This window comes from Cellulomonas sp. NEAU-ZC6 (assembly GCF_056844425.1).
On record NZ_JBXFYH010000001.1, the window covers coordinates 1,557,261 to 1,574,136 of the forward strand.

The 16,876-nt window shown below is 74.2% G+C and carries 14 protein-coding genes; 9 read left to right on the plus strand and 5 right to left on the minus strand.

Annotated features, from left to right (window positions below; genetic code table 11):
* Positions 1-41: 41 nt before the first annotated feature.
* The 4 genes from AC1050_RS07165 to AC1050_RS07180 form a co-directional block, all read right to left on the minus strand.
* On the minus strand, positions 42-1,655 hold the full coding sequence (locus tag AC1050_RS07165; RefSeq protein WP_482386662.1) for a UxaA family hydrolase: 1,614 nt from the start codon (positions 1,653-1,655) through the stop codon (positions 42-44).
* 43 nt (positions 1,656-1,698) lie between these two features.
* Positions 1,699-2,844 (minus strand): sugar kinase, encoded by a 1,146-nt coding sequence (locus tag AC1050_RS07170; protein ID WP_482386663.1) that lies wholly within the window; start codon positions 2,842-2,844, stop codon positions 1,699-1,701.
* A 93-nt stretch (positions 2,845-2,937) separates the two neighbouring features.
* Complete coding sequence (locus tag AC1050_RS07175; protein WP_482386664.1) at positions 2,938-3,972, minus strand: LacI family DNA-binding transcriptional regulator; 1,035 nt, start codon at positions 3,970-3,972, stop codon at positions 2,938-2,940.
* Between the two features lie 80 nt (positions 3,973-4,052).
* Complete coding sequence (locus AC1050_RS07180; protein ID WP_482386665.1) at positions 4,053-5,519, minus strand: Gfo/Idh/MocA family protein; 1,467 nt, start codon at positions 5,517-5,519, stop codon at positions 4,053-4,055.
* A 238-nt stretch (positions 5,520-5,757) separates the two neighbouring features.
* Between AC1050_RS07180 and AC1050_RS07185 the strand changes: the two genes are divergently transcribed.
* The 9 genes from AC1050_RS07185 to AC1050_RS07225 all read left to right on the plus strand — a co-directional run bounded on the left by AC1050_RS07185 (position 5,758) and on the right by AC1050_RS07225 (position 15,739).
* A complete protein-coding gene (locus tag AC1050_RS07185; RefSeq protein ID WP_482386666.1) occupies positions 5,758-6,705 on the plus strand; it encodes a carbohydrate ABC transporter permease in 948 nt (315 codons plus the stop codon).
* Between the two features lie 16 nt (positions 6,706-6,721).
* Complete coding sequence (locus tag AC1050_RS07190; protein WP_482386667.1) at positions 6,722-7,636, plus strand: ABC transporter permease subunit; 915 nt, start codon at positions 6,722-6,724, stop codon at positions 7,634-7,636.
* Between the two features lie 44 nt (positions 7,637-7,680).
* Complete coding sequence (locus tag AC1050_RS07195) at positions 7,681-9,003, plus strand: ABC transporter substrate-binding protein (protein ID WP_482386668.1); 1,323 nt, start codon at positions 7,681-7,683, stop codon at positions 9,001-9,003.
* Positions 9,004-9,087: 84 nt separating this feature from the next.
* Positions 9,088-9,987, plus strand: a complete 900-nt coding sequence (locus AC1050_RS07200; protein WP_482386669.1) for a fumarylacetoacetate hydrolase family protein — start codon at positions 9,088-9,090, stop codon at positions 9,985-9,987.
* Complete coding sequence (gene kduD, locus AC1050_RS07205) at positions 9,984-10,748, plus strand: 2-dehydro-3-deoxy-D-gluconate 5-dehydrogenase KduD (RefSeq protein ID WP_482386670.1); 765 nt, start codon at positions 9,984-9,986, stop codon at positions 10,746-10,748. Before AC1050_RS07200 ends, kduD begins: the two co-directional genes overlap by 4 nt.
* Before the next feature lie 44 nt (positions 10,749-10,792).
* A complete protein-coding gene (gene kduI, locus AC1050_RS07210; RefSeq protein WP_482386671.1) occupies positions 10,793-11,623 on the plus strand; it encodes a 5-dehydro-4-deoxy-D-glucuronate isomerase in 831 nt (276 codons plus the stop codon).
* Positions 11,624-11,637: 14 nt separating this feature from the next.
* Complete coding sequence (locus tag AC1050_RS07215; RefSeq protein WP_482386672.1) at positions 11,638-12,807, plus strand: glycoside hydrolase family 88/105 protein; 1,170 nt, start codon at positions 11,638-11,640, stop codon at positions 12,805-12,807.
* Positions 12,804-14,252: a glucuronate isomerase gene (gene uxaC / locus AC1050_RS07220; RefSeq protein ID WP_482386673.1), complete on the plus strand. Its 1,449-nt coding sequence runs from the start codon at positions 12,804-12,806 to the stop codon at positions 14,250-14,252. Before AC1050_RS07215 ends, uxaC begins: the two co-directional genes overlap by 4 nt.
* Positions 14,249-15,739 carry a tagaturonate reductase gene (locus AC1050_RS07225; protein WP_482386674.1) on the plus strand — a complete coding sequence of 497 codons (1,491 nt, stop codon included), beginning with the start codon at positions 14,249-14,251 and terminating at the stop codon, positions 15,737-15,739. The genes uxaC and AC1050_RS07225 overlap by 4 nt, the downstream gene beginning before the upstream one ends.
* A gap of 98 nt (positions 15,740-15,837) precedes the next feature.
* On the opposite strand, the gene AC1050_RS07230 is transcribed toward AC1050_RS07225, so the two are convergent.
* Positions 15,838-16,713 (minus strand): Bax inhibitor-1/YccA family protein, encoded by an 876-nt coding sequence (locus tag AC1050_RS07230; protein WP_482386675.1) that lies wholly within the window; start codon positions 16,711-16,713, stop codon positions 15,838-15,840.
* Between the last annotated feature and the right edge of the window lie 163 nt (positions 16,714-16,876).

Below are 16,876 nucleotides of genomic sequence, written 5' to 3' on the forward strand. Positions count from 1 at the left end.
GGACGGGGACGCACGGCGACCCCGGCCCCCCAGCCTAGATGTCACGTGACGGTGCCGATGTGCCAGGGGATGAACTCCTCCGTGCCGATGTCCAGCTCCTCGCTGACCGTCGGCTCGCCGGACGCGACCGCGAGGATCCGGTCGAACAGCTCCTGCCCGACCTCGGCCACGGAGGCGGTCCCGTCGACGATCCGACCGGCGTCGAGGTCCATGTCCTCCGCCATGCGGGCGTACATCTCGCTGTTGGTCGCGACCTTGATCGAGGGGGTCGGCCGGCAGCCGAACACCGACCCGCGCCCCGTGGTGAACACGACGACGTTGGCGCCGCCCGCCACGAGCCCCGTCACGGACACGGGGTCGTACCCGGGCGTGTCCATGAACACGAGGCCCTGGTGCGGCGCCATCGGCTCGGCGTAGCCGTACACCGCGGCGAGGTCCGCCTGCCCGGCCTTGGCGATCGCGCCCAGCGACTTCTCCAGGATGGTGGTCAGGCCGCCGGCCTTGTTGCCCGGCGACGGGTTGTTGTCGAGCGACCCCTGCCCGGCCGCCGCGTACCGCTGCCACCACGCGATGCGGTCGAGCAGCCGGGTCGCCACCTGCTCGTCCACGGCCCGGCGGGTCAGCAGGTGCTCGGCGCCGTACACCTCCGGCGTCTCCGCGAGCGCCGACGTGCCGCCGTACGCGACGAGCCGGTCGCTGGCCCAGCCGAGCGCCGGGTTGGCGGTGATGCCGGAGTAGCCGTCCGAGCCGCCGCAGTTCAGGCCGAGCACCAGCTCCCGCACGTCGACGTCCTCGCGCCGGCACCGGTCCAGCTCCGGCAGCATCGCCCGGATCGCCTCGACGCCCGCGCGCACGGTGGTCCGGACGCCGCCGCTGTCCTGGATCGTCAGGCTGCGGACGACCGTCCCCGCGGGGATCGCCGCCAGCAGGTCCGCACCCGCGGGCTCGTGCTCGGGCTCCCCCACGGCCGGCATGCCGAGGAACGCCTCGGCCCCGGTCCGCGCCGAGAGCTGCTCCGGCAGCAGCATCTCGCAGCCGAGGCCGAGCACCAGCACCGCCCCGATGTTCGGGTGCGCGGCGTACCCGCGCAGGGTCCGCAGCAGCAGCTGCCCGCCCTCGCTGCCCGGCACCATCCCGCAGCCCGACTGGTGGGTCAGCGGCAGCACGCCGTCCACGTGCGGGAAGTCGGCCAGCGCGCCCGCCGGGAACTGCGCGGCGATCATCCGGGCGGTCGACGCGGAGCAGTTCACGCTCGTGAGGATGGCGAGGTAGTTCCGGGTGCCGACCCGGCCGTCCGAGCGCCGGTAGCCCCGGAACGTCGGCCGCGGCCCGTCCGGTACCGGGAGCACCGTGCGGGTGCCGCCGAGCTCGTGGGTGCGCTCGCCCTCCTCGAACCCGAGGTTGTGCCCGTGCACGTGCGACCCCGCGGCGATGCCGGTCGTGGCGACCCCGATGACCTGGCCGTACTTGTGCACCGGAGCGCCGGCCGGGACCGGGCGCAGCGCGAGCTTGTGCCCGCGCGGGACGTGGTCGCGCACCCGGAGGGTCGGCCCGGCGGCGGCGACGTCCTCCCCCGGGGCGAGGTCGCGGCAGGCGACGGCGACGTCGTCGCCCTCGCGGAGGAGCAGCAGGTCGGGTCGTGCGGGGGACGTCATCGGGCAGGCCTCTCCGTCGGGGGTGCTGGGGCGGTGCGGCGGGTCACCACGCGATCGCCGGCGGGCGGCCGGCGGCGGTGGCGCGGACGTCGGCGGACCGGCCGCGCGACGCGTCGCCGGGCGTGGTCATGGCGAGCGCGCCCGAGGCGACGGCGAGCCCGAGCGCCTCCGGCAGCGCCGCGCCGCGCAGCAGCCCGGCGACCAGGCCCGCCGCGAACCCGTCGCCGCCGCCGACCCGGTCGAGGATCTGGAGGTCGCCGTACCCGGGCGCCTCGTGCACCCCCTCGGTGCGGGACCACGCGAGCGCGCCCCAGGAGTTCCGGGACGCGGAGTGCACGGCGCGGCACGTGCTCGCGACCACCCGCACGCCGGGCGCGACGTCGAGGATCCGGGCGACACCGCGCTCGAACGCCTCCCGTGCCGCGCGCGGGTCGGCCGCGGGCGGGTCGTCGACGTCCGGGAACAGGTCCCACGCCGAGCCGATCAGCACGTCGCACCCGGCGGCGAGCGCGCGGGCGGCGGCGCACGCCTGCTCGCGCCCGCCACGTGCCCGCCAGAGCGAGGGCCGGAAGTTGGTGTCGAAGGACACGGGCACGCCGAGCGCCCGCGCCTCCCGCACGGCGCGCAGCGCGGTCGCGGTCGTGGAGGGCGACAGCCCCGCGAACACGCCACCGGTGTGGAACCACCGCGCGCCCGCCAGGACGTCGCCCCACGGGACGTCGTCCGGCGCGAGCCGCGAGGCCGCCGTGCCCGCGCGGTCGGACACCCCGACCGCGCCGCGGACGCCGTGCCCGCGCTCGGTGAAGTTGATCCCGTTGCGGGCGGGAACCGGTCCCCCGGCCGGGACCCAGCGGATCCAGCGGGGGTCCACCCCGGAGGCGAGCACCAGGTCCTCCACCAACCGGCCGACCTCGTCGTCCACGAGCGCGGTGACGACGGCGGACCGCAGCCCGAACGCGGTGCGCAGCGCCCGGGCGACGTTGTACTCGCCACCGCCCTCGTGCACGCAGAACGCCCTCGCCGTGCGGATCCGGTCCGCCCCGGGGTCGAGCCGCAGCATCACCTCGCCCAGCGCGACCACCTCGGGTGCGCCGACCTCGGTCGCACCGTCCGCGGGCGCGATGGGTGCGCCGACCTCGGTCGCACCGTCCGCGGGCGCGATGACGGCGGGGGCGGACGGGGACGGCATCGACCTCACCTCACTGCCGGGGACGGGTCCACCGTACGCGAGAAACCGGTCTCTCGCGAGCCCGCGGCGAGACGCCTGGTCCGGCGGACGGGGTCAGCCGGCGGCGGGCACCCGGGCCGGCGCCGACGACGCGCGGACCAGCAGCCCGGCGGGCAGGATCTCGGCCGCGCCCTGCACGACCACGTCCGCGGCGGGCGCGGGCTCCGGCTCGCCGGTGATCCGCGCGTGCAGGCGCTCCCAGGCACGGGCGCCGATCTGCTCGTAGGGCACGTGCACGGTGGTCAGCGACGGGGTCGCGTACCGCGCGAGCTCGATGTCGTCGAACCCCACCACCGACAGCGTGCCGGGCACATCGACCCCGAGCTCGTGCAGGTGCCCGAGCAGTCCGAACGCCACCTGGTCGTTGTACGCGACCACCGCCGTCGCCTGGGTGGCGAGGGCCGCGTGCGCGATCGCGTACCCCTCGGCCACCGTCGCGCCGCACGCCAGCGTGAAGAACCCGACGTCGCGGAACGCGACCTGCGCCCGCCCGATCCCGTCCAGCCGCGCGACGTTGGACGGGCTGGTCCCCGGGCCGGACAGGTAGGCGATCGACCGGTGGCCGAGGCCCACCAGGTGCTCGACGACCCCGTGCATCGCCTGCGAGTAGTCGACGTTCACGCTCGCCGTGGCCGAACCCGGCACGGTCCGGTTGACCAGCACCACCGGGTCGACCTCGTCGAGCACCTCGGCCAGGACCTCGGCGGGCATCCGCGGCGCGACCACGACCACCGCGTCGCAGCGCGCGCGGGTGCTGCGCACGATGTCGACCTCGTCCCGGCCGGGACCGGCGGTCTCCGCGACGACGACGCTGTACCCGTGCCGGTGCGCCCCGTCGGCGACCGCCCGCAGCACCGCCTGGAACATCGGGTTGGCCAGGTCCGGCACCACGATGCCGACGGCGAGGGTCCGCCCCAGCGACAGCGACCGCGCGGTGACCGACGGCCGGTAGTGCAGCTCGGCGGCCGCCGCCCGCACCCGGCGGGTCAGCTCGGCGTCGACCGTGCTGCCGTTCATCACGCGCGAGACGGTCGCGCGGGAGACCCCGGCGGCCGTCGCGACGTCGCTGATCGTCGCGCCCGTGCGCATCGCCCCGCTCCCTTCCGCCCCGTCCGGGGCGGCGGGCCGCGCCGGGAGGTCCTGGGCGTCGCGCCGGGACGCGCTGCGGCTCAGCGCGTGATCCCCAGGTCGAGTGCGCCGATGCTAACAGCGCGCCCCGTCCGCACGGACTCGTTGGCGGCGATGCCGACCGCCACCGCCCGGAGCCCGTCCTGGTAGCCGGCGGCCCGGCCCAGCGGGTCCTCCTCGAGGCGCAGGTCCCGGCGGAACACGTCCATCAGCAGCAGCGCGTCGCCGCCGCCGTGCCCGCCCTCGCCGTGCGGGATCGGCACCTCGCGGGCGCCCTCCCAGTGCCGCTGCACCACCAGGTGCTCCCCGGCGGGCCTGGACTCCGCGACCGGCACGGCGTCCGGGTTCGCGGACGGGTCGAGCACCACACGGCCCTGGGCGTCCACCGACACCGCGCCCCGCTCGACGACGGTCAGCTCCGCGCGGCCCTCGGTGCCGTTCACGGCGACCGAGTACCCCTCCCACGGGCCGTGCGCGTTCAGCGCGTACGTCATCGTGACGCCGGACCGGTAGTCGACCAGCAGGGAGACGTTGTCCTCGATGGTGATGCCCTCGCCGAAGACGTCGCGGTCCCGCAGGTAGCCGTCGTGCTGCTCCGCGTCCAGGTAGAGGCCGCGCAGCCGCCGGTCCGCGCGCAGGTCCAGCGCCCACGGGTCGCCGTCGGCACCGGTCCCCCGCTCCGGACGCGGGCCCAGACCCCGGGCGTCGGCGTTCTCCCGCCCGTAGAACCGCAGGCCGCCGGACGCGAACACCCGCTCCGGGACGTCGTCCAGCCACCAGCCGACCAGGTCGAAGTGGTGCGAGGACTTGTGCACCACCAGGCTCCCCGAGCGCTCGCGGTCCCGGTGCCAGCGGCGGAAGTAGTCCGCGCCGTGCACGGTGTCGAGCAGCCACTCGAAGTGCACGCTCGTCGGCCGGCCGATGGCGCCGGACGCGATCACCTCGCGCAGCGCGGAGTTCCGCGGCGCGTACCGGTAGTTGAACGTCATCACGAGGTCCCGGCCCGTCGCGGCGACGGACCCGGCGATCGTGCGGCAGCCGTCCGCGGTGGTCGCCATCGGCTTCTCCAGCACGACGTCCGCCCCGGCGGCCTGCACCCGGGACACGTGCTCGGCGTGCCGGTCGTCCGGGGTGGTGACGACCACGACATCGACGGCCTGCTCCACGATCATCCGCTCGAGGTCCTCGGGCGCGTACCGCGGCAGCCCGGCGGGACGGCCGAGCCCGAGCGCGGCACCCACCTCCGCGTCGTAGAACCCGATGCGGCCCGGGTTGAGGTCGCACCACGCGACCAGCTCGGCGACGTCGCGGTGCGCACCGGTGATCGCCCCGACGTACATGCCCGCGCGGTGCCCGGTCCCGAGCACCGCGTACCGCCGGCGCGGGCGGCCGGGCGGGACCGGGGCGAACCGCGGCGTCACCACGGCGTCGGCGCGGGAGGAGGCGGAGGAGGCCGGCCGGGGCGCGGTCGGGTTCTGGTCGAGCGGGGCGGGGCCAGAGTGGGTCATCGCGGGCCTTCCGGGTCGGAAACGGGTTTCTCGATCCCAGCCTAGACACCCGCTCCACCGCGACGCACCCCTGGCTGCGACCAGGACCTAGGACCCGGATCGAGGCCCGTTCTGGCGCGGCGGACGACATCCGGAGGCCGATCCGGCGACCCGGGCTGGACAGGGGCGTCACCCGTTCGGGTAGCGTCCGGAACCGGTTCCTCAGAACCTCTGCAGCCTGACCACGAGGAAGTGTGCCATGACAGCTCTCAACGAGCTCCGCACGATGCGCAGCAAGCGCGGCGGCGAGAAGATCCCCGCCGTCTCGGACCTGCGCAAGTCCGACCAGCGGGCGGCGCTGGCGTTCCTGGCCCCCTGGTTCCTGGGCCTGTTCGGGATCACCCTGATCCCCCTGGTCGCGTCGCTCGTGCTCGCGACCACCGACTACGACCTGCTGACGGCTCCGACGTTCATCGGGCTCGACAACTTCACGGCGATGCTGACCGACACCCGGCTGCACGAGTCGCTCCGGGTGACGTTCCTGTACGTCGTCACCGGCGTGCCGCTCCAGCTGGTCGTCGCGCTGGGCCTGGCCGTGCTGCTCAACCGCGGTCTGCGCGGGATGACGTTCTACCGCTCGGTCTTCTACCTGCCGTCCCTGCTCGGCAGCTCGGTGGCCATCGCCATCCTGTGGCGGCAGGTGTTCGGCGAGGACGGCCTGTTCAACGCGTTCCTCGGCCTGTTCGGCATCCAGGGGATGGGCTGGGTGTCCAACCCCGACACCGCGCTGTGGACCCTGGTCCTGCTGCACGTGTGGACGTTCGGGTCGCCGATGATCATCTTCCTCGCCGGCCTGCGGCAGATCCCGGAGATGTACTACGAGGCGGCCGGCCTGGACGGCGCGTCCCCCTGGCGGCAGTTCCGCTCGGTGACGCTGCCGCTGCTCAGCCCGATCATCTTCTTCAACCTGGTGATGCAGGTGATCATCGCGTTCCAGTCGTTCACGCAGGCCTTCGTCGTCTCGAACGGCACCGGCGGCCCCTCCGACTCGACGCTCTTCTACACCCTCTACCTGTACCAGGAGGGGTTCACCAACCTGCGGATGGGCTACGCGGCCGCGATGGCCTGGGTCCTCGTCGTCATCGTGCTCGTGCTGACCGCCATCAACTTCTGGGCCTCGAAGTTCTGGGTCTTCTACGAGGACTGAAAAGGAGTCCAGGACCATGACGACCACCACCTCCCCCGACCTGAACCGGCGGATCCGGCGCCTCGCCGACGACAGCCCGGTGCGCCCGGGACGCGAGCGCTGGCGCTCCGTCCTGCGCACGAGCGGGCGGCACACCGCGATGATCATCGCGGCGCTCGTGATGATCTACCCGCTGATCTGGCTGCTGGGCAGCTCGTTCAAGCCGACCGAGCTGATCTTCCGCGACCTGTCCGTGCTGCCCACCGAGTGGGACTTCTCCAACTACCCGAGCGGCTGGGAGGCCCTGTCCCAGCCCTTTGGCCGGTACATGCTCAACTCCGCGGTCATCGTCGCCGGGTGCCTGCTCGGCAACCTGGTCACGTGCTCGATGGCGGGCTACGCGTTCGCCCGGCTGCGGTTCCGCGGCCGCAACATGTGGTTCGCGATGATGCTCGTCAGCATCATGCTGCCGATCCACGTGATCATCGTGCCGCGCTACATCATGTTCCAGCAGATGGACTGGATCAACACGTTCTGGCCGTTGATCGTCCCCAAGCTGCTGGCCACCGACGCATTCTTCATCTTCCTGATGGTGCAGTTCTTCCGCGGCATCCCGAACGAGCTCGAGGAGGCCGCGCGGATCGACGGCTGCGGCCACCCGCGCATCTTCTTCTCGGTGATGCTGCCGAATGCCGTCCCCGCGCTCGCGACCACGGCGATCTTCACGTTCATCTGGACGTGGAACGACTTCTTCAGCCAATTGATCTTCCTGACGCGGGACGAGGTCCGGACGGCGCCGCTGGCGCTGCGGCTGTTCCTCGACCCCGCGACGGGCAGCAACTGGGGCCCGATGTTCGCGATGTCCATCGTGACGCTGATCCCCATCTTCCTGGTCTTCCTCTTCGGCCAGCGGTACCTGGTGCAGGGCATCGCGACCACGGGGATGAAGTGACCGGCCGCACCGGGGAGCACGACCCGACGACGAGAGGAACGCAGATGCAGGGACGACGAGGGACGCTCGCACGCCGGCTGTGCGCGGTGACCGCCGCGAGCGCCATGGCGGTCACGCTGGCCGCGTGCGGCGGATCGGACGACGCGGGCTCCGGGAGCACGAGCGGGGCCGGCGACCCCGACCAGGTCTCGATCACGTTCGCGTGGTGGGGCTCGGACACGCGCCAGCAGATCACCGAGGAGGTCATCGCCGCGTTCGAGGCCGAGTACCCGCACATCACGGTGGAGCCCGACTTCACCAGCTGGGACAGCTACTTCGAGCGGCTGAACGTGTCCGCCGCGGGCGGCGGGCTGCCGGACGTCATCACGCAGCAGGAGCGGTTCCTCGCCGAGTACGCCAGCCGCGGGCTGCTGGCGGACCTGCGCGAGCTCGACGTCGATACGAGCAGCATCGACCCGTCGGTCGTCGAGTCGGGCGAGGTCGACGGCACGTTCGTGGGCATCGCGACCGGGGTGAGCAGCCACGCGCTGGTCGCCGACCCGGCGATCTTCGCGGAGGCGGGCGTCGAGCTGCCCGACGACACGACCTGGACCTGGGACGACTACTCGGAGATCGCGACGGCGATCGCCGAGGGCTCCGGCGGTGCCTACGCCGGCGTGCAGAACTACAGCTTCCTCGAGGTCGTGCTCAAGATCATGGCGCGGCAGAACGGCGAGGAGGTCTTCACCGAGGACGGCGAGATCGGCGTGTCCGCCGAGACGGTCGAGGCGTGGTTCCAGCGCTCGGTCGACCTGATCGAGTCGGGCGGCGAGCCGTCCGCGTCGGTCTCCACGGAGATCAACGCCGCCGGCGTCGAGGGGTCGCTCCCGGCCACCGGGCAGGGCGCCATGGCCTGGTTCTGGTCCAACCAGCTCGACGCGATCCAGAGCGCGGCCGGCCGCGACCTGCAGCTGCTGCGCCCGCCGGGCGAGGCGGACGGCGAGCGGACCGGGGCCTACCTCTACCCGACGATGTACTACTCCGTCGCGGAGGCGTCCCCGCACCCCGAGGAGGCCGCGCTGTTCGTGGACTTCCTCATCAACTCCACGACCGCGGGCGAGCTGATCCTGGTGGACCGCGGCCTGCCGTCCAACACCGAGGTCCGGGAGGCGATCCTGCCGCTGCTCTCGGACGCCGACCGGGTCGGCGCGGACTTCGTCGCGGAGATCGAGGAGACCGTCGTGGACGGCACCCCGGTGCCGCCGGTCGGCGCCGGCGAGACCACGCAGATCACCCAGCGCGTGAACTCCGACGTGCTGTTCGGCCGGATCACCCCGCGCGAGGCGGCCGAGCGCTGGCTGGACGAGGTCGGCGCCGCGATCTCGTGACGCACGGCCGGGGGCCCGTCACCGCGGGCCCCCGGCACCCGCCCCGCACGCCCGCCCGACCCCCTGGGAGACCCTGTGCGCCTCGTGAGCCACGTCGTCGGCGACGCCGTCCACCCGGGCGCGCTGGTCGCCGGTCCCGACGGCGACCGCCTGCTCGACCTCGCCCCCGTCCTGCCCGGCCGCTCGGTGGTCGACGTCCTGCGCGACCCCGCCACCCGCGCGGCGGCACGCGCGGCCGTCGAGGCGGCGGACGCGGCCGACCTGGTCGGGATCGCCGCGGTGCGGCTCGCGCCGCCGGTCCGGCCCGGGAAGGTGCTGTGCCTGGGCCACAACTACGCCGGGCACCTCGGACGCGACCGCGCCGCGCACGACGTGCCGGAGTTCCCGAACGTGTTCGTCATGACCCCCAACACCCTGTCCGGCCCGCACGACGCCGTGGTGCTGCCGCCCGCGGCGGCGCACGTCGACTACGAGGGCGAGATCGCCGTCGTCGTCGGGCGCCGGGCCCGTCGGGTCCCGCTCGCGGCGGCGGAGTCGCACGTCGGCGGGCTCACGCTCTTCGACGACGTGTCCGCGCGGGACTGGCAGCAGCGCACCTCGCAGTGGACGCTCGGCAAGTGCGCCGACGGCTTCGGCCAGCTCGGGCCGGCCGTCGTCACGGCGGACGAGGCCCTGCCGGTCACGGGCCGCGAGCTCACGGTCGAGCGGGACGGCGTCGTCACCGTGCGGGCGAGCACCGACGCGATGGTCTTCTCGCCCGCCTTCCTGATCCACCACCTCAGCCAGGTGCTGACGCTCGAGCCCGGCGACGTGATCGCCACGGGCACCCCGGCCAAGCTCCCCGAGGCCGCCGCCGCGCACCGGCCGCTGCGGCACGGCGACGCCGTGACCATCGCCGTCACCGGGCTCGGCTCCCTCACCACCACGTTCGTCGACGGTCCCCCGCCGTCGCCCCGCACCGAGACCCCTGGAGGTCCGCAGTGATCCTCGACTCCTTCCGCCTGGACGGGAAGGTCGCCCTCGTCACCGGCGCCGCACGCGGGCTCGGCCGCGGCGCCGCGCTCGCGCTGGCCGAGGCCGGCGCCGACGTCGCCCTGCTGGACCACGTCGCCGGCACCGAGACCGCCGACGCCGTGCGCGCGGCCGGCCGGCGCTGCCTCGTGCTCGAGCGCGACCTGGTGCACGCCACCCCGGAGCAGCTGGACGCCGACGTGCAGGCGGTGGTCGACGGGCTGGGCCGGGTCGACGTCCTGGTCAACAACGCCGGCATCATCCGCCGCGCACCGCTGCTGGAGCACGCCGCGGCCGACTGGGACGACGTGCTGGCCATCAACCTCGACGCGGTGTTCCACCTGTCGCGGTCCGCCGCCCGCCGGTTCGTGGCGCAGGGCAGCGGCAAGGTCATCAACATCGCGTCGATGCTCGCGTTCCAGGGCGGCGTCCTCGTCCCCGGGTACACCGCGTCCAAGCACGCGGTCGCCGGCGTCACCAAGGCGCTCGCCAACGAGCTCGCCCGGCACGGCGTCAACGCCAACGCGATCGCGCCCGGGTACATGGCCACCGACAACACCGCGGCCCTGCGCGCCGACGAGGTCCGCGAGCGCTCGATCCTCGAGCGGATCCCGGCCGCGCGCTGGGGCACCCCCGCCGACCTGCAGGGCGCGTTCGTGTTCCTGGCGTCCCCGGCGTCGGACTACGTCAACGGCGTGGTCCTGCCCGTGGACGGCGGCTGGCTCGTGCGCTGAGCCCGCCCCTCCCCCCACCCCTCGTCCCCAGGAAGGTCCCTCTCGTGGAGAACCGCTACGCCACCGGCCCCGACCAGGTCGCCGGCCTCGACACCGCCGGCCTGCGCGCCCGCTACCTCGTGCCCGACCTGTTCGCCCCCGGCGAGGTCCGCCTCGTCCACACCCACCACGACCGCGTCGTCCTCGGCGGCGTCGTGCCCGCCGGACGCCGGCTCGCGCTGCCGGCGCCCGACGGCCTGCGCTGCGGGTCCTTCCTGGAGCGCCGGGAGGTCGGCATCGTCAACGTCGGCGGCCCGGCCGTCGTCGAGGCGGACGGCACGACGTACGAGCTCCCGCCCCGCGCGTGCCTGTACCTGGGACGGGGCGTGCGGCACGTCACCTTCGCGGACGCCGCCGCGGGCTCGGGCGCGCAGCTCTACCTGGTGTCGGCACCGGCGCACACGACCTACCCGACGGTCCGCGTGCTCCCCGAGGAGGGCACGGTCCGGGAGCTCGGCGACCAGGCGACGTCCAACCGCCGCACGCTGCGCCAGTACCTGCACCCGGACGGCGTGCGGACCTGCCAGATCGTGATGGGCGTCACCACGCTGCACCCCGGGTCGATGTGGAACACCATGCCGGCGCACACCCACGACCGGCGCACCGAGTGCTACCTCTACGTGGACGTCCCCGAGGAGGCACGGGTGCTGCACCTGCTCGGGCGCCCCGAGGAGACCCGGCACCTGGTCGTCGCCGACCGGCAGGCGGTCGTCTCGCCGTCCTGGTCGATCCACTCCGGCGTCGGCACCGCGGCGTACTCGTTCGTGTGGGCCATGGCCGGCGAGAACCAGGCGTTCGACGACATGGACCCCGTCCCGCCGACCGCGCTGGCCTGAGCGGGGGGACGACGATGACGACGACGACCACCCCCGCGGCCCCCACCGGGCGCGGCTTCGGCGACGCGGGCACCCGCTGGGCGGTCCGCGGCGCCGACACGGTGCTCGCCCGCGAGCCGCTGATGAACCCCCGCGACCGCTGGGAGTACGAGGACGGCCTCATGCTCAACGGCGTCTGGGCGGTGCACGGGCTGACCGGCGACCCGCGGTACCGGGACTACGTCCGGCGCAACATCGACCACTTCGTGCGCGAGGACGGCTCGATCCTGGGCTACGCCCGCGACGAGTACAACCTCGACCACGTCAACAACGGCAAGGCCGTCCTCGACCTGCTGGAGGCGACCGGCGACCACCGGTACCGGCTGGCGGCGGACCGGCTGTTCGACCAGCTGCAGCGCCAGCCGCGCCTGCGCGCGGGGACGTTCTGGCACAAGCTGGTCTACCCGGACCAGGTGTGGCTCGACGGGCTCTACATGGGCTCCGTGTTCTACGCCCGGTACTGCGTGCTCGCCGGGCGGGACGACCTGCTCGACGACGTGGTGCAGCAGTTCACCACGGCCTACGAGCTCACGCTGGAGGGACCGTCCGGCCTCTGCCGGCACGCCTACGACGAGTCGCGGCGGATGGCGTGGGCCGACCCCGGCACCGGCCGCTCGCCGCACGTCTGGCTGCGGGCGCTCGGCTGGTTCGTGATGGCGATGACCGACGTCCTCGAGCACCTGCCGGCCGGCCACGCCGGCGCGGCGCGCATCCGGCAGCAGCTGCGGGACGTCCTCGCGGCGCTGCTGCGGGTCCGCGACCCGCGGACCGGCCTCTGGTACCAGATCCCCGACCAGGGCGAGCGGCCGCTGAACTACCTGGAGTCCTCCGGCTCGTTCATGGTGCTGGCCGCGATCGCGAAGGCGCTGCGGCTCGGGTACCTCGCCGGCGACGCCTGGGAGCAGGCGCTCGAGTCCGGCTGGTCGCACGCGACCGAGCAGTTCCTGTCGATCGACGCCCGCGGCTGGGTCAACGTGCACCGGATGTGCCACGTCGCCGGCCTCGGCGGCGAGCCGTTCCGGGACGGCACCTACGCGTACTACATGAGCGAGCCCGTCGTGACGAACGACCACAAGGGCGTCGGGCCGTTCCTGCTGCTGGCGGCGGAGATGGAGACCCGGCACGGGCTGGGGGCGGCCCGGTGACGGCCGCGACCCGCCCCGCCGGCGCCTGGACGCTGCACCCGGACCGCGCCCTGCCCGCCGACCCGGTGACCCGGCCGGTCGCCCGGGAGATCTACCGCACCACCCGGGACCTGCCGCTGGTCGCGATGCACGGGCACGTGCCCGTCGAGTGGTTCGCGGACGACGCCTCGTTCGCCGACCCGGCACAGCTGCTCGTGGTGCCCGACCACTACCTGGTGCGGATGCTCGCGTCGCAGGGCGCCGGCATCGAGCAGCTCGGGGTCACCCCGGTCGGCGGCGCGGCGGACGTCGCCGTCGAGACCGACCCCCGGGCCGTCTGGCGCCGCTTCTGCGCGGGGTGGCCGCTGTTCCGCGGCACGCCGACCCGGTTCTGGCTCGAGACGGAGCTGGTGGAGGTGTTCGGCGTCACCGAGCGCCCGAGCGCCGCCACCGCGGACGCGATCTACGACCAGGTGCAGGCCGCGATCGACGACCCGGCCTTCCGCCCGCGGGCCCTGCTGGACCGGTTCGGCATCGAGGTGATCAGCACGACCGACCCCGCCTGGTCGCCGCTCGACGCGCACGCGCGGCTGGCGCGCGACGGCCTCGGCCACCGGGTGCTCCCGACGTTCCGGCCCGACGCGCTGCTCGCGGTCGACCGGCCGGGCTGGCGGGCCGAGCTCGGCCGGCTCGGCACCGCCGCCGCCGGCACCGACGTCGAGACCTACGCCGGCTACCTGGAGGCGCTGCGGGTGCAGCGCGCGCGGTTCAAGGCGGCCGGCGCCCGCGCGTCGGACCACGGGCTGGTCGGCGCGGGCACCACCCCGCTGCCGGAGGCGGAGGCGGAGCGCCTGTTCGCGGCCGCGCTGCGCGGCGAGGTCACGGCCGCCCAGGCCACGGCTTTCGCCGGGCACATGCTGTTCCAGATGGCCGCGATGGCCGCCGACGACGGCCTGGTGCTGCAGCTGCACCCCGGCGTCCTGCGCGACCACGACCCGGCGGTCGCCGCCGCGTTCGGCCCGGACCGGGGCTACGACATCCCGGTGGCGACCGAGTTCACGCGGGCGCTGCGCCCCCTGCTGGAGGCGTTCGGCCGGCACCCCGGGTTCCGGACGATCCTGTTCACGGTCGACGAGTCCACCTTCTCCCGCGAGCTCGCGCCGCTGGCCGGGGTGTACCCGTCGGTGCGGCTCGGTGCGCCGTGGTGGTTCCTCGACGCCCCGGACGCGATGCGCCGGTTCCGCGAGGCCGTCACGGAGACGGCCGGGTTCGCCAACACGTCCGGCTTCGTCGACGACACCCGGGCGTTCGTGTCGATCCCCGCGCGGCACGACCTGGCGCGCCGGGTCGACGCCGGGTACCTGGCCCGGCTCGTCGTGGAGCACCGGCTCGACCTCGACGAGGCCGTCGACACCGCGGCCGACCTCGCCTACCACCTGCCCCTGCGCGCCTACGAGGCCTCATGACCCGCACCGACCGCCCCACCGGACCCACGACCCTGCCCGTCCCCGACGCGACGACCGTGCCCCGGGCGGAGCTGCCGCTCACCGTGCTGCAGTTCGGCGCGGGCAACTTCCTGCGCGCGTTCGTCGACCAGATGATCCAGCACGCCAACGACGCCGGGGTGACGCGGGACGGGATCGCGGTCGTGCACGCCACCCCGGGCCCGGACCGCGCGCTCGACCTGCTCCGCGAGCAGGACGGGATCTACCACGTGCTGCTCGAGGGGGTGCGCGACGGCGAGCCGGTGCGCGAGGTCACCCGGGTCACCGCGATCCAGCGGGTGGTGCGGGCGCACGAGGAGTTCGCCGCCTACCGGCAGACCTACCTCGAGCCGACGCTGCGCGTGCTGGTGTCGAACACCACCGAGGCCGGCATCGCCTGGGTGGAGGGCGACGACCTGACCGCCACGCCCCCGGCGTCGTTCCCCGCCAAGGTGACCGCCCTGCTGCTGGACCGGTTCCGGCACTTCCACGGCGACCCGGCGGCGGGCCTGCACGTGGTGTGCTGCGAGCTGATCGAGGACAACGCCAGCACGCTGCGCCGGTACGTGCTGGCGCACGCCGCGGCCCACGACCTGCCGGCGGAGTTCGTCGCGTGGGTGCAGCAGGCCTGCACGTTCCACGACACCCTGGTCGACCGGATCGTCCCCGGGTACCCGCACGACGAGATCGACGCCGTCCAGCAGCAGCTCGGCTACGCGGACCGGCTCGTCGTCAAGGGCGAGCTGTTCGGGGTGTGGGCGATCGGCGGCGACCCCCGGCTGCGGGACGCGTTCCCGCTGGACCGGGCCGGGCAGCCGGTCGAGTTCCCGCCCGACGTCCGGCCGTTCCGCGACCGCAAGGTCCGGGTGCTCAACGGGATGCACACCGCCCTGACCCCGGTCGGGCTGCTGCTCGGCGAGGAGGAGGTCCGGCCCGCCGCGGCCCGGGCGGACGTGTCCCGCTACCTCGGCCTGCTGCTGGACCGGGAGATCCTGCCGTCGCTCGACGGGGACCCGGCCGCGGCGCGCCGGTTCGCCGCGACCATCCGGGAGCGGTTCACCAACCCGTTCCTGCAGCACCGGCTGGCCGACATCGCGCTCAACGCGCTGGCCAAGTACCGGGCCCGCAACCTGCCGGTGCTGCTCGAGGCGTGGGACGCCGGGCGCCCGGCACCGGCCACGGCTTTCGCGCTGGCGGCGCTGCTGGTGCTCGACTCGGGGCGGTGCGGGCCGGAGGGCTTCCGGCCCGCGGACGACCCGGAGCTGCTCGCGCTGGTCCGGGGAACCTTCGACGAGGCCGACCTGCCCGGCTGGGTGCGGCGCGTCGTGGTCGGCACCGGGATGCTGGCCGGCGACGACCCCCGGGTGGACCGGCTGGCCGCGGAGGTCGGCGCGCACGCCGGCGCCATCCTGCGGGACGGGCCCTCGGCGGCGCTCGCCGCGCTGCTCGCGGCCACGACGGAGGCGTGATCGCGCCGACGCGACCACGCAGGCGCCGCTCCGCAGCCGCGACGACGACGGCCCGCGTCCCCCGAGGGGGCGCGGGCCGTCGTGGTGTGGCAGTGCGGTCAGTCGCTGCCACGCAGGATCGCGAGGATCCGCAGGATCTCGAGGTACAGCCAGACCAGCGTGACGATCAGGCCGAAGGCCGCCGACCAGGCGAACTTGGCCGGGACGCCCTGCTCGACGCCGCGCTTGATGGAGTCGAAGTCCATGATCAGGCTGGCGGCGGCCAGGCCGACCGCGAACAGGCCGACCAGCACGCCGATCCAGCCGTTGCGCAGCGGGCCGAAGCCCTCGCTGGCGACGAAGAACGACATCACCAGGTTGACCACCGAGAAGGCCAGGTAGCCGACCATCGCGATGATGAGCCAGCGCGTGAACTTCGGGGTGACGCGGACCTTGCCGGACTTGAACAGGAACAGCGCGGCACCGAACGTCGCGAACGTCGCGACGACGGCCTGCAGCACGATCGGCTGGGCGGTGCCGGTGGAGGTGCCGGAGACGGTCATGTTCTGGAACGCCAGGCTGATGCCACCGAGGAACACGCCCTGCGCGGCCGTGTAGGCGATGATCAGCGCCGGGCTCGGGTTCCGCTTGAACGCGTTGACCAGGCCGAGGACCAGGCCGACCAGCGCGCCGATCGGCCACAGGCCCGGCGCGAGGTTCCAGGTCGCGGCGGCGACCACGACGAGCAGCGCGAGCAGCCCGCCGGTCTTGACGATGACGTCGTCGTAGGTGAGGCGGCCCGTGTCACGGGTGGTCGCGGTCGGGGCGCCGTACATCTGCTCCAGCGACGGCGCGTCCACGACGGCGCCGCCGGTGGTGGCGGTGCCGTACGGGCTGACGGGCGGCTGCTGCTGCGACGGACGCGCGCCGGCCCGGTTGCCGCGGGCGCGCGGGTCGCCGAAGACGGCGCTGTTGTTGAAGACCGGGTTGGCCATCGTGTCCTCCGAGGTCGGTTCGAGATCGAGCCGGCAGTGTCTGCAGCCTAGAACGCCGCGGGCGTCCCAGGAGTTCCCGCAGGCCCGGATCGGTTCCGAACCGTCCGCGCGGCGGAGGTGCGGGGGGACCCGGGTCATCCTCAGGGACGAGGCCGTCGTCCGC

What these genes read in the sequence shown, in the direction of transcription:
- AC1050_RS07165 (WP_482386662.1), bottom strand. Translation starts at nt 1,655, where the DNA reads ATGACGTCCCCCGCACGACCCGACCTGCTGCTCCTCCGCGAGGGCGAC.
- AC1050_RS07170 (WP_482386663.1), bottom strand. Translation starts at nt 2,844, where the DNA reads ATGCCGTCCCCGTCCGCCCCCGCCGTCATCGCGCCCGCGGACGGTGCG.
- AC1050_RS07175 (WP_482386664.1), bottom strand. Translation starts at nt 3,972, where the DNA reads ATGCGCACGGGCGCGACGATCAGCGACGTCGCGACGGCCGCCGGGGTC.
- AC1050_RS07180 (WP_482386665.1), bottom strand. Translation starts at nt 5,519, where the DNA reads ATGACCCACTCTGGCCCCGCCCCGCTCGACCAGAACCCGACCGCGCCC.
- AC1050_RS07185 (WP_482386666.1), top strand. Translation starts at nt 5,758, where the DNA reads ATGACAGCTCTCAACGAGCTCCGCACGATGCGCAGCAAGCGCGGCGGC.
- AC1050_RS07190 (WP_482386667.1), top strand. Translation starts at nt 6,722, where the DNA reads ATGACGACCACCACCTCCCCCGACCTGAACCGGCGGATCCGGCGCCTC.
- AC1050_RS07195 (WP_482386668.1), top strand. Translation starts at nt 7,681, where the DNA reads ATGCAGGGACGACGAGGGACGCTCGCACGCCGGCTGTGCGCGGTGACC.
- AC1050_RS07215 (WP_482386672.1), top strand. Translation starts at nt 11,638, where the DNA reads ATGACGACGACGACCACCCCCGCGGCCCCCACCGGGCGCGGCTTCGGC.
- AC1050_RS07225 (WP_482386674.1), top strand. Translation starts at nt 14,249, where the DNA reads ATGACCCGCACCGACCGCCCCACCGGACCCACGACCCTGCCCGTCCCC.
- AC1050_RS07230 (WP_482386675.1), bottom strand. Translation starts at nt 16,713, where the DNA reads ATGGCCAACCCGGTCTTCAACAACAGCGCCGTCTTCGGCGACCCGCGC.